Raw genomic sequence first — 25,541 nt, forward strand, 5'->3', positions numbered from 1 at the left:
AATGACTTCATGATCAAGAAACTGATGATTGCCTTTGCAACCGCGTCGCTACTCGCCGCGTGCAGTGAGCCGGCTCCGCCGCCTCCGCCTCCTCCGCCGCCGCCTGTCCAGGCGACATCGTTCATGGTCTTCTTCGATTGGGACCGGTCCAACCTCTCCGCCCAAGCCGAGAGCACTATCTCGCAGGCCGCCAACGCCTTCAAGACCACCGGCTCTGCTCGCGTGACCGCGACCGGCCATACCGATACGACGGGCTCGCCCGATTACAACATGGGGCTGTCGCTGCGCCGTGCAAATACCGTGAAGGATTCGCTGGTGCGTAACGGCGTTCCCGCATCCGCCATCTCGGTGATCGGCAAGGGTGAGACCCAGCTGCTGGTCCAAACCGGGGACGGCGTTCGCGAGCCGCAGAACCGCCGCGTCGAAATCGTGATCGCTGGCGCCACCGCTGCGCCCGCCGTCTTCTCGGATCCGAAGTCGTACTGCAAGGCGCTGAGCGACAAGTGGCGCGAATACCGTACCTCGCAGGTTGACACCGTGACGGCGGCGGCGATGGCCAAGTGCGATGCCGGCGACTACAACGCGGGCATCCCGGTGCTCGAGGAAAATCTGATCGGCGCGAAGATCCCGCTGCCTGCGCCCGGCTATCGCTGGCCCGGCCGTCCCTACACGCCGGCCTGATCCGGACTGACATCGACGAAGAAGGCGGCCCTCGCAGGCCGCCTTTTTTGTTGCGCAGTTCCCGAGCTCTGAGATCACCGCGCCCGAAGCGGGCCTCAGCGCTCTGCAGGCGGGCTGGACGGTGCAGGCTCTGGGGTCGGCGCCGAAGTCGGAGCCGGTTCCGGGGCCGGTGGCGGAGATGCCGGCGGGGCTCCCTGAGGCTGCTCCGCTCCCTCCTTTTTCTCGCGGTCCCGCTCGGCCTCCCGCTGCGCCCGCTCCTTCTCGCGCTCGGCCTCGCGTTGCGCCCTCTCTTTTTCGGCCGCCTCGATCTGCGTCTTTTGCCCGCCCTTGGTTGCCACGATGGCGCCGAGAGGCTGGTTGCGATTGTCATCGACCGGAGCCACGCCTGCATCATAGGTGCCGCGGTTGGGCGCGGGCGGCAGGCCGTTTGCTGTCGTCTGGCGGTCGACGCCAGGGCGCAGCGGCGCGCTTTGCAGCGGCGACGGCTTGCCGCTGAACCAGCCGTCGAACCAGCCGCAGCCGTTCAGCGTGGTGGCAGCAAGAACCACACAGAGGGGACGTACCATGCGGGACGAAACGACGTTCCCCCGCCAGAGCTTCCGAGACAATTGATTACTCCTACTATCGAGGCGGGAGCTGGCGGTTCCGCCACTCCCACGCCTTCATGCAGTCGTGCGCGTGGACGCCAAACACCCCGATCATCGCGTTGGTTTCCTGCACCGTATAGTCCTTCGTCTGCGGCGTGTAGGACCACGCCATGCCCGCCTCGGCCATGGCCGAGCTGAGATCCTGCCCGTCGGCCCTGCATAAGGCATAGGTCCTTCCCGGCGTCGACGGCGATTGCCTGAGATCGCAGGCGAGGCTGCGATTGTGGACAAGACCGGCGAGATAGTCAGCCGCCATCTTGCCCGCCTGCCAGCCGTCGGAGCAGGTCTGGCCGCTCTCCGGTGCGTCGATGCCCCACAGATGCAGCACGGTGCCATTGTAGCGGACGGTGTCGCCGTCGATGACGGCCGCGGCGGGCGCCTCGGCCAGTGCGCTGCCCGCGACCAGCACGGCATATCCCGTCACGGCGATCCAGCTGCCCGTCGTCATGGTGTCCTCTTCGCTCGGGCGCGAAACTAGCGAGTCCGCTCACGCTATCAAGGCACAGATTCGGGCCGCAATGCAGTATTGCCGGATCGCTGGGCCAGCCTGCAACATTGACACCGCGTCGCCCGGCGCGCCCAATTCCCGCCAAGCCATCGCGGAGCGTTGCGCATGAGCACTGTCGCCACCCTGTCCGTCGTCGCCAAAACCGATCCTGTGGCACGAGCCCGCGCGTTGGGTCCCGCTCTCACCGCGGCAGCCGACGTGATCGAGCGCTCGCAGGAGATCCCCGAGCCTCTCCTGAGCCAACTGCACGAGGCGCGCTTGTTCCGCATGCTGTTGCCGCGCTCGGTCGGCGGCGACCAGGTCGAGCCCTGGACGTACCTGCGCACGATCGAGGAGATCGCCCGCTTCGACGGCTCGGTCGGCTGGAACACCTTTGTCGCCAACAGTTCGGCGCTGATCGCGCCCTACATCTCGCTCGAGGCGGCGCGCACGATCTTCGGCGATCCGCGCGGCCTGATCGCCTGGGGACCGCCCAACCAGCACCGCGCCATCGCCGCGCCGGGCGGCTACAGGGTGACTGGCGAATGGCATTTCGCCTCGGGCTCGCGGCAGGCCAACTGGATCGGGGCGCACTGCAATGTCGTCGAGCCTGACGGCTCGCTGCGGTTGAACCGCTTCGGGAGGCCGACCGTGCGCACCCTGCTGATGCCCAAGGAAAGGAGCACGCCGATCCGCGACTGGAACACGCTCGGCATGCGCGGTACGGCGTCGGAAGGCTATTCGATCAAGGACGTGTTCGTGCCGGAGGAATTCTCCGGCACGCGCGAAGACCCGACCTTGCGGCGCGACCGCGGACCGCTCTATGCCTTCACGACGCAGAACCTCTATGCGGTCGGCGTGGCCGGCGTGGCGCTGGGCATCGCGCGCGCGATGCACGAGGCCTTCATGGCGCTGACGCTCGACAAGACGCCGCGCTACATGGCGCGGCTTGCCGACAATCCCGTGATCCAGGCGTCGGTGGCCCGGCACGAGGCATCGCTCGGCTCGGCGCGGGCGTACCTGATCGACATCATGAAGGAATGCTGGGAGGGAGCCGACGACATCGAGCCGCTCGGCTCGCCCGAACGTGCGCGCGTGCGGCTGGGCTGCAGCCAGGCGATCCACTGCTCGCTCGAGGTCGCCGACGCTGTCTACAAGGCGGCCGGAACCTCGGCGATCTTTCTCGGCACGCCGTTCGAGCGGCGCTTCCGCGACATCCACACGCTGTCGCAACAGATCCAGTCGCGCGAGGCGCATTTCGAGACGGTCGGCAAGGTCATGCTGAATGGCGACCCCGACGGCACGTTCCTCGGGTAGGGCGCCCTACTTTTCATGCGACCGGCCATGCTGGTCGCGGAGCCAAGCTCGTCGGCCGCGGCGGCAGCACTGGCCATACACACGACCGCAAAATAGATGCTGAACAGCCGATTCATGCTGCATGAAACAGCACAAATATGTCCGACATGGGTCGCCACCGCGCGCGGCTCGCGCCGTTAGCACCGGTATGGAAGCACCGCCCCTCGAAAGAAAGCTGGTCGCCATCCTGGCAGCCGACGTCGAAGGCTACAGCCGGATGATGGAAGTCGACGAGGAGGGCACGCTCCTCACCCTCTCGGCACACCGGACCATTACCGACGAGCTGATCGCCCGGCACGGTGGCCGCATCTTCGGAACGGCCGGCGACAGCGTGCTGGCAGAATTCGCCAGCGTCTTCTCCGCCGTCCAATGCGCGATCGACATCCAGGAGGAACTCGCCATCGCCAACAGGCCGCTCGACGAAGCGCGGCGGCTGCGCTTTCGCATCGGCATCAATGTCGGCGACGTGATGGTGAAGGACGGCGACATCTTCGGCGACGGAGTCAACATCGCGGCGCGGCTCGAAGGGCTGGCCGAGCCTGGCGGCATCTGCATATCGCGCGGTGTGCGCGACCATATCCGGCACAAGCTGCCGCACACGTTCGAGGATCTCGGTGAACAGGCGGTGAAGAACATCGCCCAGCCGGTGCGCTGCTTCCGCCTGCTCCCCGGCGCGGGCCGGCCCGAGCCGCCGCCGCCGCACGAGCCGATCTCGCTGCAGTCGGAATTGCCTCAAGACCCCAAGATCGATCCGCAAGCGGTCGAGCTGGTGTTTTGGGAATCGATCAAGGACAGCCTGAAGCCGAGCGACTACGAGGCCTATCTTCAGCAATATCCAGAGGGCAGCTTCGCCACGCTGGCCCACGCAAGACTCGCCGAATTCACCGATCCGGACGGCACGGCACGCGCGCCCGCCAATCCCGACATCGAGCGGTCGTTCTGGGAATCCGTCCGCGACAGCGTCAATCCGGAGTCGCTGCAGGCCTATCTCGACAAGTATCCGACCGGCGAGTTCCGCACCCTCGCAGAGATCCGGCTCAAGGAACTCGGCGAATCGCCAGCGACAGTGAAATAGCCGCCTACTGCGGCGCGACCCTCCGGCTGCCACGCACTGCGGCCTGGCCCTGCTCTGCCGGGACTTCGGCGACCTCGCAGCCGGGCAGCATCAGGCCGATCTTCATCGAGACCTCGACATAGCGGGTGCTACCTTCGCCGATCTGGACCTGCCCGCCGCCGGTCTTGTCGCCGACCTTGCAGTCGACCTCGACCGGGCCGGGCGGCCCTTCAAGCCGCAGGTAGGTGTTGGTCGCGAGCTGTGCCGACGCCCCGCCTAAAATCGCCACGTCGATCGGCTTGGCGACGCCCATGATGCCGCTGCGATAGACATAGAGCGCGCCCTTGCCGGGCTCCGGCGGCGGAAACGACCGGCCGATCTGGTCGGCCTGCGGATCGGCCATCGGGACCTGGGCGCAACCGGCGGCAAGTAGCGCGGCGGCGAGCACGGCTTTGCGGATCACGCGCATCTCCACGGGCATCTCCTTTGGCATTTCCACGGGCATCTCCTGGCGGGCCACGGGCATCCGACAGCGCCGCTGCGTTCAGCCTCCGGCAACTTTCAGGCAACTATCGGGCGTCCTCGGCGTTGCAGAAGCAACATGACTCGCAGCAAATGGTTCCTGCACGCCGGCCGTTCCCTCGAGGTCCGCGACCATCGCATCATGACCACCTTTGAGATCTGGATTCACGAAGACGACCAGCCGCTCTGCCGTCACAGCACGCTCAGCCTGCGCGACGCCGCGGCCGGACTGGCCGCCGGCCGCGATGTCCTTGGCCAGGCGATGGAATGCGCAATCCGCGATGTCGAGGCCGGCCGCTTCTGCCTCGAACCGTCGCCTGCCCTGGTCGCGGCCGAGTGACGAGCAAGGAGGCTGCCATGGCTCCTCGACAACGCCGCAAGCCCGACGCCAAGCACGCGGGTGAGGACAAGCTCGACGACGCCCTTAAGGACAGCTTCCCGGCCAGCGACCCTGTATCCTTTATCGAGCCGGCGCCGAAGGCGCCGAATGACACTCCGCTCGACAAGGAGCGCAAGCGGACCGATAGCGGTCCCTCTTCATAGGCGCCAACGTTGGTCTGCGGGGAGCGCCGCTCTTCTTCGCATTGCCACATGCCATGAGCGGCTCTGGAGAGCGGCGCTCCCAGCAACACCCTATGGGTCGGCTCAATCCCAGGCGGCGTCGACGATCCGGCCATCCTCGCCCAGAACCAGCGTCAGCCGGTTCGGGTTCACCTGATACGCGGCAATGCCGTCGGTCGGCTTGATGACTCGGAGATTCCAGGGAAGATTCTCTTCCTTGACGATGTTGTCGGCGGCCACGCCGGCCGGTGGGTTTGCGCCCTTGGCCACGAAATAACGCCCGATGCACTTGCCGCAATCGTGCCTCGGCACCTTCACCTCGGCGAAGCCCGGGATCTCCTTCACGGCGACCGCATTGGTGTCCGACCGGACGCGGACCGCCTTGTAGGGATGGCCGTGGCCGAGCGGCAGAATCGCCTCGACCTGCATGAGATCGCCCGGCGCTTCCGACACCGTCGGCGCGCTGGCGACGAACAGCACGTCGAGCACGTCGTCGATCGGCTTGCCCTGCGTGATCGGAATGAGGTGCGGCGCATCCCAGGCTCCGGATGTCACCAGCCCTCGGGCACGCAGGATATCCATGCCGCCCGACTTCTCGGAGCGCAGGACCTCGACGCTGGTCACCATCACCACCGGCCAGGTCGGACCTTCTGGTGCATTCTTGCCCTCGCTGCCAGCCGGACCACCACCCTGCGGCGGGCCGCCAGCCGATGGTGGTCCGCCCGCGCCGGCGGCGGGCGCCGCAGGCGGCTGCTGCGCGAAGGCCGTGGCGGCGGTGAAGGTCGCCGCCACAAGGAAAGCAAGAGAGGTCAGCTTGGTTATCGTCATGGCGTCCTCGATACAGGCAAAGGTCCGGTCAATGCAGTGGCCATCATGGTAGGGGACGGTTCGACCGTCCCCCGTTCCAGCTGGTCGTACGCTTCAAGGATGAGGTCTGTCGGGACCTTCTGCGTCAGGGCGCAGTAGCCCGTATCCGTGGAGGCGAATGAGCCATTCTCCGACAGTTTGTTCACAGGTGCGCCGCCGCCGCAGACCGAGAAATAGTCACACGTGGCGGCGCAGGCATCAACGCCGGCCTGGATGTCGCGCATCAGCGCCGACCTGACGCAGTTGTCATGGATCTTCGCCAGCGAATCCCGGTCGATGTTGCCGAACAGGTAATCGCCGTAATCCACGTTGCGCAGGCCCAGCAGTTCCGGCGAGAAGCTCGAGACATTGCCGCGGCTGTCGACGTTCAGCATCGCCAGCGGCTCGGTCTGGATATTGCGGGTCGCGACCTCCTCCGGCCGGAAGATGCGCTGGATGGCGAGATCGATCTCGCGCACGAACTGGATGCGGCCATTCTCCCGGGCGCGATGCCAGAAGCGGCGCAGGAAGGCGGCGTAGCGGACCTGTCGATCGGCCTCTTCCATCAGTTCGGAGATGTGGCTGCCTTCCGACTCCTCGACGTTGAAGCAGACATGGTCGATGCCTTCTTCCGTGTAGAAGTCGAGCAGCTCGTCGGCCATGTCGAGACTCTTTCGCCCCAGCACGGAGATCACGTGAAAGGGCACGCCCTCGCGGCGCAGGGTGCGGATGCCGGCCAGCGTACGATCGAACGTACCGCTGCCATTGCGCATCCTGCGATTGGCGTCATGCAGCTCGCGCGGACCGTCGATGCTGACGCCGACGCCGACCTTCCAATCGAGGAAGAGCTTGCACCATTCGGCATTGATCAGCATGCCGTTGGTCTGGAATGAATGCGCCACCTCGACCGACTTAGGGCGCAACGCCTCGATGGTGGCGAAGGCTTCGCGATAAAAGGACGGCGGCACGACCAGCGGCTCGCCAGCGTGCCAGACCACGGTGATCCGCGGCGATGCCCAGCCTGACGAGAACAACTCGCTGAACAGGCGCTTCACCGTCGCCTGCGCCATCACGTGCTTGTCGTTGCGATTGGGCAGATAGCAGTAGGCGCAGTCTATATTGCAGAAACCCGTGGGCTGGATGACCACCATGCCCACTTCGGGGGCAACGGGGCTCACCAGTTGTGCCAGCCGTTGCCCCAGTTATGCCAGCCGCCGTTGCCCCAGCCATTCCCCCAATTGTGCCAGCCACCGTTGCCCCAGTTATGCCAGCCGCCATTCCCCCAGCCCCAGCGGTGCCACCCGTTTCCCCACCAGGCGAGCTGGACCGGATCGTCCGGCGCTTCGGCCACGGCAGCGTCCTGTACAACAACGGAAACCGAGCTGCGGATCGCCTTGAGCCGCGCTGCCACGTTTTCGGATCCATTGGTCGGGCCGCTCGACGTCGTGGCCTGAGCGGCTGCGGCGGCCAAGCCGATCGACAGACCTAACGCACCGGCGGGAAGCAGCTTCGCCAAACCCCGGAACGAACGTCGACTGTCGGACATTTCGATACTCCTTGATGGGGCGAGCCTAACCAAAGTCGAGAGAGAGAGAAATATCCAAATGCAAATGTTTCACGATATTCATGCAAGGGATTGCTTCGCGATACTCCGGCAGAAATATCGCATCAGCTACGCTGCTCCGATCAGCTCCCTGGCGCGACCCACTCCCTGAACGAAGCGTGCCATAACTGCCGCAATCATCGGATGTACTGCAGCACCGGAGTTTGCTTTCTTATCGATGGGCAATCCGAAAAAGAAGAGCGGCTTTGGAGAGCCGCGCTCCCGGCAGAGGAAACGATGAGCGCTAGCTGCCGATCCTCTGCCACCAGGGCTTCGAGGGCTGCTGCCAGCCGCGGCTTTCCATGCAGTTGGCGATCAGCCTGTCGGCGCTGCGCGCGTCGCCGTAGTTGGCCATCTGGGACGGCAGGGTCGTCTGGCCATAGCGCTCGTAGTTGCCAGCGAGGACCTCGCGGCTCGAATCGTCGATGTTGCGGCGCGTCCGCATGTGGTCGTCGACCGTGCTGCGGCAGGCTTCGCGGTCGCGGTTGTAGCGATCGGAATTGGCGCTCTGGCGCGACTCGTTGGGCGCGGCCTGCTGCTGCGCGCAAGCTGCCAGCATCAGCACGGCGGCAAGCCCGACGACCATGACACGCATCACCTGGCACTCCCGACTGCCGCCTCGATCGCCTTCAACGCTTCGGGTGCCCGGGTCGCATCGGGCCCGCCGCCCTGCGCCATGTCGGGACGGCCGCCGCCGCCCTTGCCGCCCAGCGCCGCGACGCCGGCCTTCACCAAATCCACCGCGCTCAGGCTCTTGGCGAGATCGTCGGTCACGCCGACCACGGCGGAGGCCTTGCCGTCTTCCACGCCGATCAGCGCGACGACACCCGAGCCGAGCTTCTTCTTGAACGCGTCGGCCATGCCCTTGAGGTCCTTGCCCGGCACCCCGTTCAGCACGCGCGAGATCATCCTGATGCCGGCGACCTCGTGCATCTCGTCAGCGGCACTGGCTCCGTCGCCGGCACCACTGCTGGTGGCGAGCGCCAGCGCCTTGCGCGCCTCGGAGAGCTCGCGCTCGATCTTGCGCTGGCCGTCGACCAGCGCCTGCAGGCGGACAGGCAGATCCTCCGGCCGCACCTTCATCACCGACGCCGCCTCGTGCAGCAGGTCGATCTGGTGGCGGACATGGGCTTCGGCCGCATTGCCTGCGACCGCCTCGATGCGACGGACACCGGAGGATACCGCGCCCTCGCCGAGGATGCGGAACAGGCCGATGTCGCCGGTGCGCAGCGCATGCGTGCCGCCGCACAGCTCCACCGAATATTTCTCGCCACTCGCACCGCCCATGGAAAGCACGCGCACCTCGTCGCCGTACTTCTCGCCGAACAAAGCCATGGCGCCGGCGGCGATCGCCTCCTCCGGCGTCATCAGGCGCGTGTCGACCGGGCTGTTGAGCCGGATGCGCGCATTGACCTCGTCCTCGACCTTGCGCAGCTCCTCGGCCGAGATCGGCTTGGTGTGGCTGATGTCGAAGCGCAGCCGGTCGGGCGCGACCAGCGAGCCCTTCTGGGTGACGTGCGAGCCGAGATGGCGGCGCAGCGCCTCGTGCAGCAGATGGGTCGCCGAATGGTGGGCGCGCAGCTGGGCGCGGCGGATCGCATCGACGGTCATCACCACGTCGTCGCCGACCTTGATCGCGCCGCTCTCGACCTTGGCATGATGCGCATGGAGGTCGCCGACCATCTTGTGCACGTCGGTGATCGCGGCTTCGCCGCCCGCGCCGACGAAGCGACCGGTGTCGCCTTGCTGGCCGCCCGACTCGGCATAGAACGGTGTCTGGTTGACCACCAGCCAGCCGGTCTGGCCGGCCGCGAGCGAGGTCGCTTCCTTGCCATCCACGACGATCGCCGTAACCTTGCCCTCGGCGCGCTCGGTGTCGTAGCCGAGGAACTCGGTCGCGCCGACCCGCTGGCGCACGTCGAACCAGATCGCGTCGGACGCCGACTCGCCCGAGCCGGCCCACGCCGCGCGCGCCTTGGCGCGCTGCTCGTCCATCGCCTTGTCGAAGCCGGCCGTGTCGACCGTGATGTCGCGCGCGCGCAGCACGTCCTGCGTCAGGTCGAGCGGGAAGCCGAAGGTGTCGTAGAGCTTGAAGGCGACCTCGCCCTTCAGCGTGCCGCCCGCGCCCAGACCCTTCGTCTCGTCGTCGAGCAGCTTGAGGCCGGTGCCGAGCGTCGTCTTGAAGCGCGTCTCCTCGAGCTTCAGCGTCTCGGCGATCAGCGGCTGGGCGCGCACCAGCTCGGGATAGGCGTCGCCCATCTCCTTCACGAGTGTCGGCACCAGCTTGAACACCATCGGGTCCTGCGCGCCGAGGATGTGCGCATGGCGCATGGCGCGGCGCATGATGCGGCGCAGCACGTAGCCGCGGCCTTCGTTCGACGGCAGCACGCCGTCGGCGATCAGGAACGAGGTCGCGCGCAGATGGTCGGCGATCACCTTGTGCGACGCCGACTGCGCGCCGTCGGGATCGACGCCGGTCTCGTGCGCCACCGCCTCGATGAGGGCGCGGAACAGGTCGATGTCGTAGTTGTTGTGCTTGTGCTGCAGAACTGCCGCCAGTCGCTCCAGCCCCATGCCGGTGTCGATCGACGGCTTGGGCAGCGGGACACGCTCCTCCCGGGTCACCTGCTCGAACTGCATGAAGACCAGGTTCCAGATCTCAATGAAGCGATCGCCGTCCTGGTCGGGACTGCCCGGCGGCCCGCCGGGAATATGGTCGCCGTGATCGTAGAATATCTCCGAGCATGGGCCGCACGGGCCGGTGTCGCCCATCGCCCAGAAATTGTCCGAGGTCGGAATACGGATGATCCGGTCGTCGGCGAGGCCGGAGATCTTCTTCCAGTGACCCGCCGCCTCGTCGTCGGTGTGGAACACCGTGACCAGCAGCTTGTCCTTCGTCAGGCCGTACTCGCGCGTGATCAGGTTCCACGCCAGCTCGATGGCGTGTTCCTTGAAATAGTCGCCGAACGAGAAGTTGCCCAGCATCTCGAAGAAGGTGTGGTGGCGCGCGGTGTAGCCGACATTCTCGAGGTCGTTGTGCTTGCCGCCGGCGCGGACGCACTTCTGCGACGTCGAGGCGCGCGTGTACGGCCGCTTCTCGAGCCCCGTGAAAACGTTCTTGAACTGCACCATGCCGGCGTTGGTGAACATCAACGTGGGGTCGTTGCGCGGCACCAGCGGGCTCGAGGCGACAACCTCGTGGCTGTTCTTGCGGAAGTATTCTAGGAATGTGCGACGGATGTCGCTGACGCTTGCCATGATGTGATCTTTGTAGCGTGCGCGCGGCGGATTAGTCCACAACGGGGGAACACCGGTTCATGGCCGACTCCGGCCACTCCACCGCCACGCTCAGGCTCAAGGTCGGCGATCTCGCCATCGCCCATCCGCTCACGGTGCCCAATGCCGCCGTGCCGGCGACTTCCGTGCTGCCGGCGCTGCAAGGGCTGGTGAACGAGGTGGTCGGTGCGGCGGAGGCCGGCCGGGAGATTTCCTGCCGCAAGGGCTGCGGCGCCTGCTGCCGCCAGCTCGTGCCGATCTCGCGCACGGAGGGTGAAGCCTTGCTCGCGCTGGTCGAGGCGATGCCCAAGGAGCGGCGCAAGGCGGTGCGCGCCCGCTTCGCGGCGGCCGAGGCCGCGATCGCCGGCGCGGGATTGGCCGGGGGCGGATCGGCCGAGCGCGGCGGCCGGAGCGATCGCGAACTCTCCGTCGCCTATTTCGCGCTCGGCGTGCCCTGCCCGTTCCTCGAGGAGGAGAGCTGCTCGATCCATCGCGACCGGCCTCTGGTCTGCCGCGAGTATCTCGTCACCTCGCCCGCCGAGCTGTGCGCCGGGCCGGCACAGGATGGCGTGACGCCGGTGCCGGTGCCGAAACTTTCGCTCGCCGCGCGGCGACTGCAGGATGAAGGTGACGACTGGTTCCCGCTCGCGATGCTGATGGCCTGGAGCCGCACCCGGCCCGGCGACGGCAAGCGCCGGCCGGGAACGGAGTGGGTGCAGCGCTTCCTGAAAGGCCTCACGAGCCTCAAGGGCTGAGAAACAGGTGCTTCTCGTTCATGGCGCGCTGCCATGAAAAACGGCGGTGCTGCGTGGGGCAGCACCGCCGGAACCGAAGATCAGGGGAGAGTCCTGTCTTCTGGTGCGCGCTCGGGGCGTGAGCGCTATTCCTCTTCGTCGTCGGTATCCTTCGAGCCGTCGAGGACGGCGGCGAGGATACCGGCGTTCTCGCGGACCTTGTTCTCGATGGCGGCGGCCACCTCGGGATGCTCGCGCAGGTAATTCTTGGCGTTCTCGCGGCCCTGGCCGATGCGCTGGCCATCGTAGGAATACCAGGAGCCCGATTTCTCGACCACGCCGGCCTTGTCACCAAGGTCGATCAGCTCGCCGACCTTGGAGATGCCCCCGCCGTACATGATGTCGAACTCGACGACCTTGAACGGCGGCGCCACCTTGTTCTTCACCACCTTCACGCGGGTCTGGTTGCCGACCATGTCCTCGCCGTTCTTGAGCGCGCCGATGCGGCGGATGTCGAGACGAACCGAGGCGTAGAACTTGAGCGCATTGCCGCCGGTCGTGGTCTCGGGGCTGCCGAACATCACGCCGATCTTCATGCGGATCTGGTTGATGAAGATCACCAGCGTGTTCGACTTGGAGATCGAGGCGGTGAGCTTGCGCAGCGCCTGGCTCATCAGGCGGGCCTGCAGGCCGGGCAGCGAATCGCCCATCTCGCCTTCCAGCTCGGCGCGCGGCACCAGGGCTGCGACCGAGTCGATCACCAGCACGTCGATCGCCCCGGAGCGGACCAGCGTGTCGGCGATCTCGAGCGCCTGCTCGCCGGCGTCGGGCTGGGAGATCAGCAGGTTGCCAATGTCGACCCCGAGCTTCCTGGCGTAGCCCGGATCGAGCGCATGCTCGGCGTCGACGAAGGCGCAGGTGCCGCCCTTCTTCTGGGCTTCGGCGATGACATGCAGCGCCAAGGTCGTCTTGCCCGAGCTTTCGGGACCGTAGATCTCGACGATGCGGCCCTTGGGCAGGCCGCCGATGCCGAGCGCGATGTCGAGGCCGAGCGAGCCGGTCGAGATCGATTCGATCTCCAGCGCCTCGCGCTGGCCGAGCTTCATGATGGAGCCCTTGCCGAAGGCGCGCTCGATCTGAGCCAGCGCTGCATCGAGGGCTTTGTTCTTGTTCTCCATGCCTTCCTTCTCGACCACTTTCAGCATCGCCGACATTGGCACCCTCCTGTTTGTCCCACGCCTGCCCCGAAAGCAGCAATGCGGATAAGTCCGCCGGGAATAACGCAAATGTACCTACTTTGTTCCAATCAGCAAGCAAGTAAACAAGTCACTGAACTACATAAATTTATTGACACAAGTTCTAGGTATGTTCCCAAGCAAAAGTGACTATGTGCTGGGAATTGGGCCTCGTCTTGCGGTGCGATGGATCCTTGCGCCGAGAAATGCGGGCTTGAATGTTGATCGGGACGTCAGCCTCGATAGGCTAACGGGCCGGTTTTGCTGGTTCGACGGTAGCATGGGAGGCTCATGGCGGCGGCATCTACGATCACTCCGAACCCGCGCCTCTGGATCTCGAAGGGCACGGCCTCGCGAAGACGCAATCCCTACGCGAACGCCGCTAGCGCGGACCTCGCGGATTCCTTTTACGATCAGGGCGGGGTCGATCGTCCGGGAACACCTGCGATCGACGGCATCGCCGCCTTGAACAGCAGCCTGCTGTCTACGGGCTCTTCACCGCAACCGTTGATCATGCCCGCAGAGACCTTGGTGCCGCCGAACGCACCGGTCCTTGGTACCATTTCGGGAACGACGTTCACCAATTGGAACGGCTTCAGCGCCACCTACAACTACAACACCCCGAACAGCTTGCTGGGCGACGTCACCAGAGGAGATCTGGCGTTCGGCTGGTGGGGGTCCGATCAGTCGTGGGTCGACTTCAATGCCGCAAATCCCGAGGGCCCGATCGATGTTGGCGCCGGCGACACCAACAAGGTCGGCAGCCTGAACGTCGCGCAGATCGCCTTCTCGCCGAGCGGCTTCACCTGGCATGCGCCGATCTCGGTGGCCGCCGACATCGACGGCAAGTGGATGACGCCTGCGTCGTCATTCGGCAATGGTACCTATTCGGTCACCATGGCCGAGTACCTGGCGAGCGACGCGGAATTTGCGGCGCCGGTCGCGGATGTCAGCGAGGCCCTTCAATTCACGGTCAACCTGACGAAACTCGACTTCGCGAGCCCCGTGGGCAGCTATCTGGAGCTCGAACCGGGCAACGGGGATACCGGCGGCAATTGGGTGCAGCTGATGGCAACGGGCTCGACCATGCCCAACGGCACCGTACTGACGTACGCCACCGACGCCAGAGGCAACATGATCGGCCGCGACGGGCAGATCACCACCAACCTCGATGACGCGGTGCTCGCCCAGGTCGGATGGGCGGAGCCGGACCCCGACAGCGACGTCGATCTCCTCTTGTCCGGCGGAATCCAGTCGGTTTACCTGCCGGTCGGCCAGCAGCTCCACTTCGCCGTGCAAACCGGCGACAATGTCATCGAGTTGCTGCCGGACGTGCAGATCGACGTGCACGTCTCGGTCCCTGCCTACCGCTCGGTGTCGGTGAACGGCGCGTTCGGCACGCTCGACATCATTGCCATGGTCGACAATCAGCTGTCGGAGTTTGCAAACCTTGCCGGCAGCCAGCGCGATTACAATCAGCCCTGGACCTACCTGACGCAAGGCACGCAAGTCTTTGTCGAGGCCAAGGGCAGCTGTTGGAACTGGAACACGATTCACTTCGTGCAGATCGATGTGAATCCGTCGACTGGCGACTGGAGCGTGGGAGGCGTGGCTTACGGCGACACGGATACTTTCCGCGCAGCCGTGCAGGCCAATTGGGATCCGGGCTTCGAAGCGTCGGGCGGGCGGGGCTACTTCGATCAGGGCTTCGAGTGGACGGTGTCGACCGGGTCAGGCTTCTACGCGCCCGTGCTGGCGACGGAGGACGGCGACATCTTCGTGATCGGCGACGTCAATGTCGACGGTCGCAACCACATCCGAATGTACAACGAGAACTCGTTCGGCTTCGAGGATCTGCGGGCCGACCAGGACAGCGACTTCGACTACAACGACATGGTCGTGAGGCTGACCGTAGCCGCCCGGGACGGCAGCCTGGACGCCGATGCGACGGCCGGCAGCGAAGCCAACGACACCCTTCGGCTCGATGCGCCGCCCCTCGCCGGCCCCATGGCATTGACCACCTACGCGAACGCAGCCTGGTCGTATCCCAACGTCGCCAATTTTCCTGGCCAGCTCCTCGCCTCCGATCCCGCGATCCTGGTCGACGGCAGCATCTTCCGCATGTTCTACACCGCGGACTTCGACGACGGGACGACGATACGGCCGGTCATCGCCGAGGCCGTGTCGGCGGATGGCCTGACCTGGACGCCGTTGGGCGGCACGTCGACGACCGGAATGATCCTCGCCGGAGAAGGCGGCGACAAGGCGAACCTGGAAGGCGCCGAAATCTTCAAGGCAGGCAACAGGTACATCCTGCTCTATTCGGCCTATTCCGACCTCGGCCATCCGGTCACGCAATTTCCCGCCAGTCTCTACGCGGCGGTATCCACCGATGGCCTGCATTTCACCCCGGTGGCGACTGGCCCCGTCCTGCAGCCGACGACGGGCTGGTACGACAACGACGCCATCTACAGCCCAACTGTCCTCTCCTACGAGGGCGGCTACCTCATGCTCTATTGCGCCCACGCCTACACCAATGCTTCGGCCGGCGGCCAGCTGGGTGTATCGCTGCTCGCTGCGGTCTCACCGGATGGACTGAACTGGACCAAGAGCCCGGCGCCGATCCTGCTCGCGGACCCCTCGATGTCCTGGATGTCGGACGGAGTTTCCGAGCCGTCGATGATCCTTGGCCCGGATGGCAAGTACTACCTGTTCTTCACCGGCCAGGCCGGCGATGAACGCGCCATCGGCCTTGCCGTGGCGGCCAATCCGCTCGGTCCTTGGGAAATCGCGCCACAGCCGATCATTACGGCGCAGAGTGCCGGCCTGCCACCCGGCGGGACGGTGATCGCCCCGCATGCCGAGCTCGTCAGCGGCGTGCTGCGGCTCTGGTACACCGAGGTCACGCCGGGAGGCGCTCATTCCATTGCCTATGCCGAGTCGGACTGGGGCGGCGGCACGTCTCCCGGCCTGGGCCAGGCACCGCTTTGGCTGGGCACCAGCCTCGATGACGTCATCAACGGAACGAATGCCAGCGATCGTGTCACCGCAGCAGGCGGGGACGACATCGTCGTGGGTGCCAGCGGCAACGACAGCATCGACGCTGGCACGGGCAATGACCAGGTCTGGGCCGGCCCCGGCAATGACAAGGTCTCCGGACGGTCGGGTGACGACGTGCTCTACTTGGGAGACGGAGCCGATGCCGCCAACGGTTACGACGGCGCGGATGTCCTGTTGGGCGAGGCCGGCAACGACCGGCTGTCAGGCAGTGCCGGCAACGATACGATCGATGGCGGAACAGAGGCCGACACGCTCGACGGTGGCGACGACAACGACCAGATCTGGGCCGGCTCCGGCGACGACAACGCCACCGGAGGGTTGGGCGATGACATGCTCTACATGGGAGACGGAGCCGATACCGCCAACGGTAGCGACGGCGCGGATTTCCTGGTGGGCGAGGCCGGCATCGACCGGCTGCTGGGCGATGCCGGAAACGATACGATCGATGGCGGAGCAGATTCCGACACGCTCGACGGTGGCGCCGACCACGACCAGATCTGGGCCGGCTTCGGCGACGACAACGCTACCGGAGGGTTGGGCGATGACATGCTCTATATGGGAGACGGAGCCGATGCCGCCAACGGTAGCGACGGCGCGGATTTCCTGATGGGCGAGGCCGGCATCGACCGGCTGCTGGGCGATGCCGGAAACGATACGATCGATGGCGGAACAGAGGCCGACACGCTCGACGGTGGCGCCGACAACGACCAGATTTGGGCCGGCTCCGGCGACGACAACGCTACCGGAGGGTTGGGCGATGACGTGCTCCACATGGGAGATGGCGCCGATACGGCGGATGGAGGCGACGGCGCAGACACCATCGCCGGCGAGGCCGGCCAGGATCTGCTGCGGGGCGGTGCCGGCAGCGACAAGCTCGACGGCGGTGCCGATGGGGACACGCTCGATGGCGGCTCCGGCAACGACCAGATCTGGGCCCAACTGGGCGATGACCACGCCACCGGGGGGTCGGGCAATGACCTGATCTACATGGGAGAAGGCGCCGATACGGCGGATGGCGACGATGGCGTAGACACAATCGCCGGCGAGGCCGGCCAGGATCTGTTGCGGGGCGGTGCCGGCAACGACAAGCTCGATGGAGGGCTTGACTCAGACACGCTCGATGGCGGCTCCGGGAAAGACACACTCTACGGCGGCACCGGCAGTGATCGCCTCCTCGGAGGTACCGGCGACGATCTGCTGGTGGGCGAGGATGGCCATGACATGCTCATTGGCGGGTCGGACGCCGACACGCTGGCGGGTGGGATCGGCGATGACACGCTCGCGGGTGGCGCCGGCAACGACCAATTGCAGGGTGATGCGGGCCGGGACGCCTTCCTTTTCGACACCGTTCTCGATCAATTGACGAATCTCGACCGTCTGCTCGGCTTCACGCCGGTGGACGACACCATCCAGCTCGAGAATGCGATCTTCAAGGGTCTCGGCCCGACCACCGGGGCATTGGCACCTTCCGCCTTCAGGGCCGCGGCGGGCGCGACCTCGGCGGGCGATGCGACGGATCGCATCGTCTACGATACCCTCACCGGCATCCTCTACTACGACGCCGATGGCGTCGGTGGCACGAATTCCACCAGTTTTGCGGTCATCGACAACAAGGCCATCCTGACGGCTGCCAACTTTACCATCGTCTGAGCCTCGTGAGGCATGCGGCGTATCGAACGCGATGGGCGGAGCGCGAGGCGGCTCCGAGTGAATTTTCTCACAGCGCCGTCATGCCGCCGTCCACGAACAGCAGGGCGCCGGTGACGTACGAGGCATCGTCGGAGGCCAGGAACAGGATGGCGGCGGCGACCTCCTCGGCCCTGCCCGGGCGCTTCATCATGGTGCCTCGCGCAGCCTGGGCGTTGTACTGCTCGACGGTCTGGCCAGCCGCCGCGATGCGGCGTTCATGGAACGGCGTGAAGATCGGGCCAGGACCGACGGCGTTCACGCGAATGCCCTCAAACGAATGGTCGGCAGCGAGCGCCCGCGTCAAGCCCGCGATTGCAGCCTTGGTCGTGTCGTACTGCAGGTTGCCGCCGCCTGCGACGACGGAACGGACGGAGGCGACGTTGACGATGGCGCCGCCCTTGTCGCGGCGCATCAGCGGAACAGCCGCCTTGGCACAGAAGACGTAGCTCATCAGGTTGACGCCGAGGATCTCGTTCCAGCTCGCCGCGCTCGCCTCGTCGATCTTCTCGTATTTGCGGATGCCGGCATTGTTGACGAGGATGTCGAGGCGCCCGAACTGCTGCGCTGCCCCGTTGACGAAGGCGAGGCACGCGGCCTCGCTCCCGACGTCGGCCTGCGTGAAGACGACCCTGGCGCCCGTGGCCTCGAGCTCGCCCGCCACGCGGCGACCGCGATCGCCGTCCCGGTCGCAAAACGCCACGCTCGCGCCCTCGGCGACGAAACGCCTGACCGTCGCCTCGCCGATTCCCGATGCTCCACCCGTCACCGCTGCGATCTTGCCGTCGAGCCTTCCCATGTCCGCCGCCTTTCATTGCGTTGCGAAACGTGCATCCTCACGTCCGCCCTGGGCAGAATGCAGCCCATCTTTCCAGCGGTCAAAACACTGCGCCAGGGAACCCGCTCTGGAAACCCGCCAGGAGAAAGACAAGGAAATGAGTGCGCCGGACAAGGACTCCGACTTCAAGCCCTTCCTCACCCTTTCCGATCAGGTCTTCGGCAAGAACCTCAATGCCTTCGTCGCCCAGATCGCGCTGGTGGCCGGCGCTCTGTTCGTGATCTACGCCGCGTGCCGACTGTTTGGCTGGCTGCGCTGATCTACAGCCATCAGCGCGGCCAGAGTTCGTGGTTTTCGATCCGGTCAGATGCGCTGGGAGCTCTCCAGAGCCGCGCTCCCTGCTGTTCGACACGAGCAAAGATTTGCACGCTCTCAGGGTGGCAGGATCGCCTGCCGAACCGCACCAGGGAGGCCCAGCGCTGACGAAGGCAAGCCCACGGCATAGATCCCGACCGGCCGAGTCTTGCCCTTCACGACGACCACGTCGACCGGCCGGATGTCATAGGCCTTCGGATCGGCAAGCGCCTGCAGCGTGAATTCCGAGATCAGCAGCGGCGCGCCGTACTCCTTGGTCAGGCTCTCGACCCGCGCCGCGAGGTTGACGGCATCGGAAATGACCGTGCCGTCCATCCGGTCCTTCTCGCCGATCGTGCCCAGCATCAGCAGTCCGGTGTTGATGCCGACGCCTATGGCGATCGGCTCCAGGCCGGCCGCGCGCCGAGCCTCGTTGAAGCCGTCGAGCGCGCCCAGCATCGCGAGCCCGGCCCGCACGGCGTCGTCGGCGTTGGCGAACAGCGCCATGATGGCGTCGCCGATGTACTTGTCGATGAAGCCGTTGTGGTCGCGGATGACCGGTCCCATGCGCTCGAGATAGGCATTGATGAAGGCGAAGTTCTCATCGGGCGTCATGCCTTCCGAGAGGGTCGTGAAGCTGCGGATGTCGGAGAACAGGATGCTCATGCTCTCGCGCTTGTTGTCGCCCAGCTCGACCTCGACGATCGACGGCTTGCCGATGATCGAGAGGAAGGCGTGCGGCACGAAACGCTCGATCGACAGGTTGGTCTGCTTGAGGTCGAGGATCGTCCGGCGCACAGAATCGCGCATCGAGCCGAAGCTCCTGGCGAGCTGGCCGATCTCGTCGCGGCGGTCGGTGTTGGCGATGGCCTGCTCGAGATCGCCCTGGGCGATGGCGCCCGCCTCGCCGCGCAGGTTGAACAGCGGGTCGAGAAGCTGCCGCTGCAAGAGGCGCGCGGCGATCCAGAACACGACCGGCAGCAGGACGGCGAGCACGATCATCGAGCTCAGCAGCACCTGCAAGGCCGCTTCCCGAGCGAGACCGGTGTCATAGGTGATCTGGCGGATGACGAACTTGGAGGAGACCGGGTGGCCGGGGTCCTTTGCCGCCATGGTCTCCTCGCCGCTGTAGACCGTAAGGGTGCGGCCGTCAGCGGCCGCGACTTCCTCGCGGCCTTCCTTCTGCACCCGCGCGGCACGCGCAGGATCGAGCTTCTTGCCGACATGGAGCAGGGACCACGTTCCGGCGGGTGTGACCAGGTAGAGATCGACTTCCTTGACGTAGGGATTGGAGCGCACCGCATCGCCAAATACATCCTGGAAGAAAAAATCGCTCATCCAGCCGAACTCTCCCGTGGCCAGGCTGGCGCGCACCTCGGTCGAGATTTCGACGATGTAGTCTTTCCCGGCAGGTCCGAAGTAGCTGTAGGTCCGCAGCGTGCCGGTCAGGCTCGACATGTCGATGCCGTCGTTCATCACCTTGTTGGCGCCGTAGACAGAATCGAGGAAGCGCGTGAAGTCGCTCTCCGGGAAGGTGAGGTTCATGTCGGAGGAGAGGTTGGTCTGGAACACCTTGTGCGCGCGGTCGATGAAATAGATGTGCTGCACGTCGTATTTGCGGGTAAGCGCATCGAGGTCGGCGACGGACAGATCTTCCGGCTTGCGGCCCGTGGCTTCGAGCTCCGCCACGATCGCGGGCAGCACGTTGTCCATATGCGCCGTGATGCGCTGGTGCTGGGACCGCAGCATGGTCTCGAAGACGGCAAAGCGATCGGACAGGCTGGCCTCCAGCCGATGGATCTCGTTGTCCTGCTTGTCCGAGACCAGCCGGTACATGGCGAGCGAGGCCACGATGGTGGCCCCCACGCTCACCGCCAGCATGACGGCGAACAGGAACAGCCCGACCTTGCGCTTCATTCCCACTGCGGGTCTCCCTCCCCGGCCAGCTCCAGATTCCTCCCTGCGCGCAGCGCGGGGAGGTGGCGCGGTAATCCGCGACGGAGGGGTCATGGGCCACAACATCGGTGCGGCCCATGACCCCTCCGTCAGCGTAAGACGCTGACACCTCCCCGCGCTGCGCGCAGGGAGGAAACCGACTCTCGCGCCGATCGGCGGCCTAAGCCATCACTCGTTCCGGGCCCACAGGGAGCGGCCGAACCGGACCGCTGTCGCCACGAGCCAGGCCGCCGCGAAGAAGACGAGGGCCGCCCGCAGAGACGTCATGGCCACCTCCCGGGTTATGCTCGCCAGCGCGCTGCCCAGTCGGTGCCACGCCGAAACCGGCGCCAATTCCGAGGCTGGCCGATCCATCGCCAATTGCGCCTTGGCGCGCAACTTTCAGCCGCCGCCCGGCGCAACTCTCTCAGTCCGGTGCCTCGCTCTGCCATCGGACCATCGTAGCCCGGGCCGCCGCGCCTGGGTGTGCCGATTTGTCCCCGATTGGCGAAACGACGTAACACCAGCGCCACAAAACCGAAACGAAGCTCTCATGGCCGGGCAGTAGCGGTCCCCCATGACCAGCGTGAGCGAAGCCCAGACCGCGTTCGGCGCTTCGCGCGTCCGGCTGGGCTTGGGCCTGCGCGTGCGCAGCCGCGCCTTCCCCTGGCTTCTGCTCGCCCCGTCGCTGCTGCTGCTCGCGGCCTTCACCTACCTGCCGATCCTGCGCGTCGCCTGGGAATCGCTTCACGACAAGCCGCACGGCACGCGGGAGAGCCTGTTCGTCGGGCTCGGCAACTACACCGCGCTGTTCGCCGACAAGGCCTTCACCCAGTCGGTCGTCAACAACCTTGTCTATGCCGCCGGCACGGTGCCGCCCAGCATGGCGCTGGCTCTGCTGTTCGCGCTCGCCCTGCAGCGCTCGACGCGGCTCAACGCGGTGGTGCGCGCGCTGCTGCTGTTCCCGTCGATGGTACCGCTGGTCGCGGCCGCCTCGCTGTTCTTCTTCATCTTCCTGCCCGGCGTCGGGCTGTTCGACTACTACCTCGCCAAGATAGGCGTGCGCGGCTTCAACTGGCTGGGCGACCCCGACGTGGCGCTGTGGTCGCTGATCGGCATCACGATCTGGAAGAACGCCGGCTACTACATGCTGTTCTACCTGGCGGGGCTGCAGACCCTGCCGGGCGACGTGCTCGAGGCGGCGACGATCGACGGCGCCAACGGCTGGCAGCGGCTGCGCCATGTGATCGTCCCGTTGCTCGCGCCGACCACCGCTTTCGTGCTGGTGATCGCGCTGATCAACGTGCTGACCCAGGTCGACCACGTGATCGTGCTGACGAAAGGTGGGCCCAGCAACTCGACCAAGCTGGTGCTCTATTACATCTACGAGCAGGCGCACGAGAACTTCGCCGCCGGCAAGGCCGCCGCGGCGAGCCTGCTGTCGGTGTCGTTCCTGCTCGCGCTGTCGGTGGTGTCGCTGAAGACGATGGAGCGAGGCGCGCATGCCGCGAGCTGACCTCATGCTCTTCCGGACCGCGAGCGTCCCGCTCGCTCATGAGCATGAGCGAGCGGGACGCTCGCGGTCCGGAAGACGAAGAGGTTCGCATGCGACGCGCTAGCCTCGTCGGCGCGGGCCTGATGGTCGTCACCGCCTTCCTGTGGTCGACGCCGTTCCTGTGGACCTTGGTCGCCTCGTTCCGGCCCGAGATGGCGGGCGGGATCGGCATGGCGTCGCTGGTGCCGGACTACGTGCCGACGTTCGACAACTTCAAGCTCGCCTTCGAGAGCGGCGACTTCGCGGTCTATTACCTCAACACCGCGATCGTGGCCTTCGGCATCCTGGCGGTGCAGATCGTGACGATCTCGCTGGCGGGCTACGCCTTCGCCCGCCTCTCCTTCCCCGGCCGCGACACGATCTTCTACGTTTTCCTGCTGCAGCTCATGCTGGTGCCGCCGATCCTGATCGTGCCCAACCTGCGCACCATCGTCGATCTCGGCCTGTACGGCAGCCTGCTCGGCGTCATGGCGCCCTACTTCGCCTCGGCCTTCGGCACCTTCCTGATGCGCCAGACCTTCCGCCAGATCCCGCGCGACTTCGAGGAGGCCGCCACGATCGACGGCGCGCAGTGGTGGCAGACCCTGTGGCACGTCCTGCTGCCGATGGCGAAGCCCGGCCTGATCGCCTTCTCGCTGGTCTCGCTGATGGCGCACTGGAACGAGTTCCTGTGGCCGCTGATGGTGCTCAACGACCCGAGCACCCACACGCTCACCATCGGCCTCGCAAGCTTCGCGCTCAGCACCGAGGGCGGGCGCGAATGGGGCCTGCTCGCCGCCGGCACCCTGCTGGTGATGTTCCCGCTGCTCGCGCTGTTCGCCGTCTTCCAGCGTCAGTTCGTCGACAGCTTTCTTTTTTCGGGTCTCAAGGGATGACGAGGAGATAAACGATGCGTTGGCTTCCTTCACTCGCCGCGGCCGTTGCCGTGCTCGCGCCGGCATTCGCCGGCGCGCAGACGAAGATCGATTTCTTCTTCCCGGTGCCGGTCGACGGCAAGCTGGCGCGCGAGATGACGCGCCTCACCAAGGTCTACAACGACAGCCAGAAGGAGGTCGCCGTCACCGCCGTCTATACCGGCAGCTACGACGACACCAAGCTCAAGGCGCAGGCCGCGGCGAACGCCGGCAAGCCGCCCGCGGTGGTGCTGATGAGCGCCAACTTCGTGCTCGACCTCAAGCTCGCCGGCGACGTGATCTCGCTCGAGCCGATGCTGAAGGCCGAGGGCACGACACGCGAGAAGTTCCTCGACGATTTCTGGCCGGCGGTGCACGCCAATGCGGTCGTCGACGGCGACCTCTATGCCGTGCCGTTCCAGAACTCGACGCCGTTGCTCTACTACAACAAGGAGCACTTCAAGGAAGCCGGCCTCGATCCCGAGAAGCCGCCGCAGACCTGGGCCGAGCTGGTCGATGCCGCGAAGAAGCTGACCAAGCCCGACCGCATGGGCTTCGGCCTGCCCGAGGGCTACGACTACCTGGGCTGGATCATGGAGGCGCTCTCCATGTCGAACGGCGGCCGCTACTTCAACGAGGAGTACGGCGGCGAGGTCTATTACGACACGCCCACGATGCTGGGCGCGGTGCAGTTCGTCGAGGACCTGGTGTTCAAGCACAAGGTGATGCAGCAGGGCGTCGTCGAGGGTGGCGCTCTTTCCACCAACTTCCTGGCCGGCAAGGTGTCGATGATGCTGCTGTCGACCGGCAGCCTCTCCTTCGTGCGCGAGAACATGAAGCAGCCGTTCGGCGTGGCCTTCGTGCCGCGCAACGTGCGCAACGCCGTGCCGATCGGCGGCGGCTCGCTGGTCATGTTCAAGGGCCTGAACGACGAGCAGAAGGCGGCCGGCTGGAAGTTCGCCAAGTGGCTCTCCTCGACCGAGACGCTGGGCGGCTGGAGCCGGTTCACCGGCTACTTCTCGCCGCGCAAGTCGCCGTACGACACCGCCGAGATGAAGGACTTCATGGCCAAGAACCCCGAAGCCAAGGTGGCGCTCGACCAGCTGCCCTACGCCAAGCCGTGGTTCGCGACCTACCAGACGGTGGCGGTGCGCAAGGCGCTGGAGGACGAGGTCCAAGCCGTGCTGAATGGCAAGAAGAAGGCGCCGCAGGCCGTAAAGGACGCGCAGAAGAACGCCGATGCGCTGATGAAGCCCTATGTCGACCAGACCGCGCTTAAGCTGCCGTGATCAACATCTTCCGGACCGCGAGCTTCCAGCTCGCTCATGCTCATGAGCGAGCTGGAAGCTCGCGGTCCGGGAGAACATGAAGGAATCAAAATGACCCTGATCGCCCAGATCACCGACATGCACGTGCGGCCGTCGGGCAAGAAGGCCTACGGCCTGGTCGACACCGCGGCGATGCTGCGTGCAGCGGTCGCCTCGATCCTCGCCCAGCCCAAGAAGCCCGACGCTGTGGTCGCCTCCGGCGACCTCACCGACTGCGGCCTGGTCGAGGAGTACGAGCTGCTGCGCGACTGTCTGAGCCCGCTGCCGATGCCGGTCTATCTGATCCCCGGCAACCACGACCGGCGCGAGAACATGCGGCTGGTGTTCGGCGGCGACGGCTACCTGCCGATGAACGGCGAGTTCCTGCACTACACCGTCGAGGACCTGCCGATGCGCCTGATCGGCCTCGACACCGTCGTGCCGGGCAAGGGCCACGGCGAGATGGACGCGGCACGGTTGGCCTGGCTGAAGGCGCGGCTCGACGAGCAGCCCGACCGGCCGACCTTCATCTTCATGCACCACCCGCCCTTCCCGACCGGCCTGCAGCACATGGATTCGATCAACTGCCGCAACGCGCCGTCGATGGCCGCGATCCTGAAGGGCCGCGGGAACATCGAGAGAGTCGCCTGCGGCCATCACCACCGCTCGATCCAGATCCGCTGGGGCGGCACGATCGGCTCGGTGGCACCCTCGGTCGCGCATCAGGTCGTGCTCGACCTGACGCCGCACGACGATGCGACCTTCACCATGGAACCGCCGGGCTACCACCTGCATCTGTGGGCGCCGGAGAGCGGCGTCATCACCCACACCGCCTTCATCGGCAGCTTCAGCGGCCCGCACCCCTTCCTGCTCGATCCCGACTATCCGGCGTTCGACGACAAGGAGGCCGCGCCGGCGACCCACTCCCAGGCGAGGGCATGAGCGACGGATGGATCGAGGCCATCGATCCA

23 protein-coding genes are annotated in these 25,541 nt (G+C 66.0%); 12 read left to right on the forward strand and 11 right to left on the reverse strand.

Annotated elements, in window-relative coordinates; translation table 11 throughout:
* Positions 1–123 precede the first annotated feature (123 nt).
* A complete protein-coding gene (locus tag ACQY8M_RS29885) occupies positions 124–681 on the forward strand; it encodes an OmpA family protein (protein WP_428663703.1) in 558 nt (185 codons plus the stop codon).
* Positions 682–776: 95 nt separating this feature from the next.
* Here ACQY8M_RS29885 and ACQY8M_RS29890 read toward each other — a convergent pair whose 3' ends face one another.
* Entirely contained in the window at positions 777–1,247 is a 471-nt protein-coding gene (locus ACQY8M_RS29890; RefSeq protein ID WP_428663706.1) for a hypothetical protein, read from the reverse strand.
* A 55-nt stretch (positions 1,248–1,302) separates the two neighbouring features.
* Entirely contained in the window at positions 1,303–1,776 is a 474-nt protein-coding gene (locus tag ACQY8M_RS29895; RefSeq protein ID WP_428663709.1) for a thermonuclease family protein, read from the reverse strand.
* A gap of 165 nt (positions 1,777–1,941) precedes the next feature.
* Here ACQY8M_RS29895 and ACQY8M_RS29900 point away from each other — a divergent pair, with 165 nt between their 5' ends.
* The gene (locus tag ACQY8M_RS29900) at positions 1,942–3,132 is read left to right on the forward strand and encodes an acyl-CoA dehydrogenase family protein (RefSeq protein ID WP_428663711.1); all 1,191 of its coding nucleotides are present in this window, start codon (positions 1,942–1,944) and stop codon (positions 3,130–3,132) included.
* 187 nt (positions 3,133–3,319) lie between these two features.
* Entirely contained in the window at positions 3,320–4,246 is a 927-nt protein-coding gene (locus tag ACQY8M_RS29905; RefSeq protein WP_428663714.1) for an adenylate/guanylate cyclase domain-containing protein, read from the forward strand.
* 4 nt (positions 4,247–4,250) lie between these two features.
* Here the strand turns inward: ACQY8M_RS29905 and ACQY8M_RS29910 are convergent, their stop codons facing one another.
* On the reverse strand, positions 4,251–4,724 hold the full coding sequence (locus ACQY8M_RS29910; RefSeq protein ID WP_428663717.1) for a hypothetical protein: 474 nt from the start codon (positions 4,722–4,724) through the stop codon (positions 4,251–4,253).
* A 102-nt stretch (positions 4,725–4,826) separates the two neighbouring features.
* Here ACQY8M_RS29910 and ACQY8M_RS29915 point away from each other — a divergent pair, with 102 nt between their 5' ends.
* The gene (locus ACQY8M_RS29915; protein ID WP_428663720.1) at positions 4,827–5,087 is read left to right on the forward strand and encodes a hypothetical protein; all 261 of its coding nucleotides are present in this window, start codon (positions 4,827–4,829) and stop codon (positions 5,085–5,087) included.
* Positions 5,088–5,104: 17 nt separating this feature from the next.
* Positions 5,105–5,290, forward strand: coding sequence for a hypothetical protein (locus ACQY8M_RS29920; protein WP_428663723.1), 186 nt, complete (start codon positions 5,105–5,107; stop codon positions 5,288–5,290).
* Positions 5,291–5,392: 102 nt separating this feature from the next.
* Here ACQY8M_RS29920 and ACQY8M_RS29925 read toward each other — a convergent pair whose 3' ends face one another.
* From ACQY8M_RS29925 to alaS, 5 genes are all read right to left on the reverse strand, one after another.
* Positions 5,393–6,136, reverse strand: coding sequence for a hypothetical protein (locus tag ACQY8M_RS29925; RefSeq protein ID WP_428663726.1), 744 nt, complete (start codon positions 6,134–6,136; stop codon positions 5,393–5,395).
* Positions 6,133–7,332, reverse strand: coding sequence for a cyclophane-forming radical SAM/SPASM peptide maturase GrrM/OscB (gene grrM / locus ACQY8M_RS29930; protein WP_428663729.1), 1,200 nt, complete (start codon positions 7,330–7,332; stop codon positions 6,133–6,135). Before grrM ends, ACQY8M_RS29925 begins: the two co-directional genes overlap by 4 nt.
* Positions 7,329–7,700, reverse strand: coding sequence for a GrrA/OscA1 family cyclophane-containing rSAM-modified RiPP (gene grrA, locus ACQY8M_RS29935; RefSeq protein WP_428663732.1), 372 nt, complete (start codon positions 7,698–7,700; stop codon positions 7,329–7,331). The genes grrM and grrA overlap by 4 nt, the downstream gene beginning before the upstream one ends.
* Before the next feature lie 301 nt (positions 7,701–8,001).
* Positions 8,002–8,352, reverse strand: coding sequence for a hypothetical protein (locus ACQY8M_RS29940; RefSeq protein ID WP_428663735.1), 351 nt, complete (start codon positions 8,350–8,352; stop codon positions 8,002–8,004).
* Positions 8,352–11,015, reverse strand: a complete 2,664-nt coding sequence (gene alaS, locus ACQY8M_RS29945) for an alanine--tRNA ligase (protein ID WP_428663738.1) — start codon at positions 11,013–11,015, stop codon at positions 8,352–8,354. Before alaS ends, ACQY8M_RS29940 begins: the two co-directional genes overlap by 1 nt.
* Before the next feature lie 59 nt (positions 11,016–11,074).
* On the opposite strand from alaS, the gene ACQY8M_RS29950 reads away from it, so the two are divergent.
* Entirely contained in the window at positions 11,075–11,788 is a 714-nt protein-coding gene (locus ACQY8M_RS29950; RefSeq protein WP_428663741.1) for a YkgJ family cysteine cluster protein, read from the forward strand.
* Positions 11,789–11,913: 125 nt separating this feature from the next.
* Here ACQY8M_RS29950 and recA read toward each other — a convergent pair whose 3' ends face one another.
* Positions 11,914–12,981: a recombinase RecA gene (gene recA / locus ACQY8M_RS29955; RefSeq protein WP_428663744.1), complete on the reverse strand. Its 1,068-nt coding sequence runs from the start codon at positions 12,979–12,981 to the stop codon at positions 11,914–11,916.
* 534 nt (positions 12,982–13,515) lie between these two features.
* Between recA and ACQY8M_RS29960 the strand changes: the two genes are divergently transcribed.
* Positions 13,516–17,712: a hypothetical protein gene (locus ACQY8M_RS29960; RefSeq protein WP_428663747.1), complete on the forward strand. Its 4,197-nt coding sequence runs from the start codon at positions 13,516–13,518 to the stop codon at positions 17,710–17,712.
* Positions 17,713–17,779: 67 nt separating this feature from the next.
* Here ACQY8M_RS29960 and ACQY8M_RS29965 read toward each other — a convergent pair whose 3' ends face one another.
* Positions 17,780–18,547, reverse strand: coding sequence for an SDR family NAD(P)-dependent oxidoreductase (locus ACQY8M_RS29965; protein ID WP_428663750.1), 768 nt, complete (start codon positions 18,545–18,547; stop codon positions 17,780–17,782).
* 136 nt (positions 18,548–18,683) lie between these two features.
* Between ACQY8M_RS29965 and ACQY8M_RS29970 the strand changes: the two genes are divergently transcribed.
* A complete protein-coding gene (locus ACQY8M_RS29970) occupies positions 18,684–18,845 on the forward strand; it encodes a hypothetical protein (RefSeq protein WP_428663752.1) in 162 nt (53 codons plus the stop codon).
* A 113-nt stretch (positions 18,846–18,958) separates the two neighbouring features.
* Here the strand turns inward: ACQY8M_RS29970 and ACQY8M_RS29975 are convergent, their stop codons facing one another.
* Complete coding sequence (locus ACQY8M_RS29975) at positions 18,959–20,797, reverse strand: adenylate/guanylate cyclase domain-containing protein (protein ID WP_428663755.1); 1,839 nt, start codon at positions 20,795–20,797, stop codon at positions 18,959–18,961.
* 595 nt (positions 20,798–21,392) lie between these two features.
* On the opposite strand from ACQY8M_RS29975, the gene ACQY8M_RS29980 reads away from it, so the two are divergent.
* The 4 genes from ACQY8M_RS29980 (at position 21,393) to ACQY8M_RS29995 (ending at position 25,512) form a co-directional block, all read left to right on the forward strand.
* Positions 21,393–22,331, forward strand: coding sequence for a carbohydrate ABC transporter permease (locus ACQY8M_RS29980; protein ID WP_428663758.1), 939 nt, complete (start codon positions 21,393–21,395; stop codon positions 22,329–22,331).
* A gap of 89 nt (positions 22,332–22,420) precedes the next feature.
* Positions 22,421–23,245: a carbohydrate ABC transporter permease gene (locus tag ACQY8M_RS29985; protein ID WP_428663761.1), complete on the forward strand. Its 825-nt coding sequence runs from the start codon at positions 22,421–22,423 to the stop codon at positions 23,243–23,245.
* A gap of 14 nt (positions 23,246–23,259) precedes the next feature.
* Positions 23,260–24,552, forward strand: a complete 1,293-nt coding sequence (locus ACQY8M_RS29990; RefSeq protein ID WP_428663764.1) for an ABC transporter substrate-binding protein — start codon at positions 23,260–23,262, stop codon at positions 24,550–24,552.
* 90 nt (positions 24,553–24,642) lie between these two features.
* Complete coding sequence (locus ACQY8M_RS29995; RefSeq protein ID WP_428663767.1) at positions 24,643–25,512, forward strand: phosphodiesterase; 870 nt, start codon at positions 24,643–24,645, stop codon at positions 25,510–25,512.
* The last annotated feature ends 29 nt before the right edge of the window (positions 25,513–25,541 follow it).

Source organism: Reyranella sp. (genome assembly GCF_965279465.1).
Taxonomy (GTDB): domain Bacteria; phylum Pseudomonadota; class Alphaproteobacteria; order Reyranellales; family Reyranellaceae; genus Reyranella.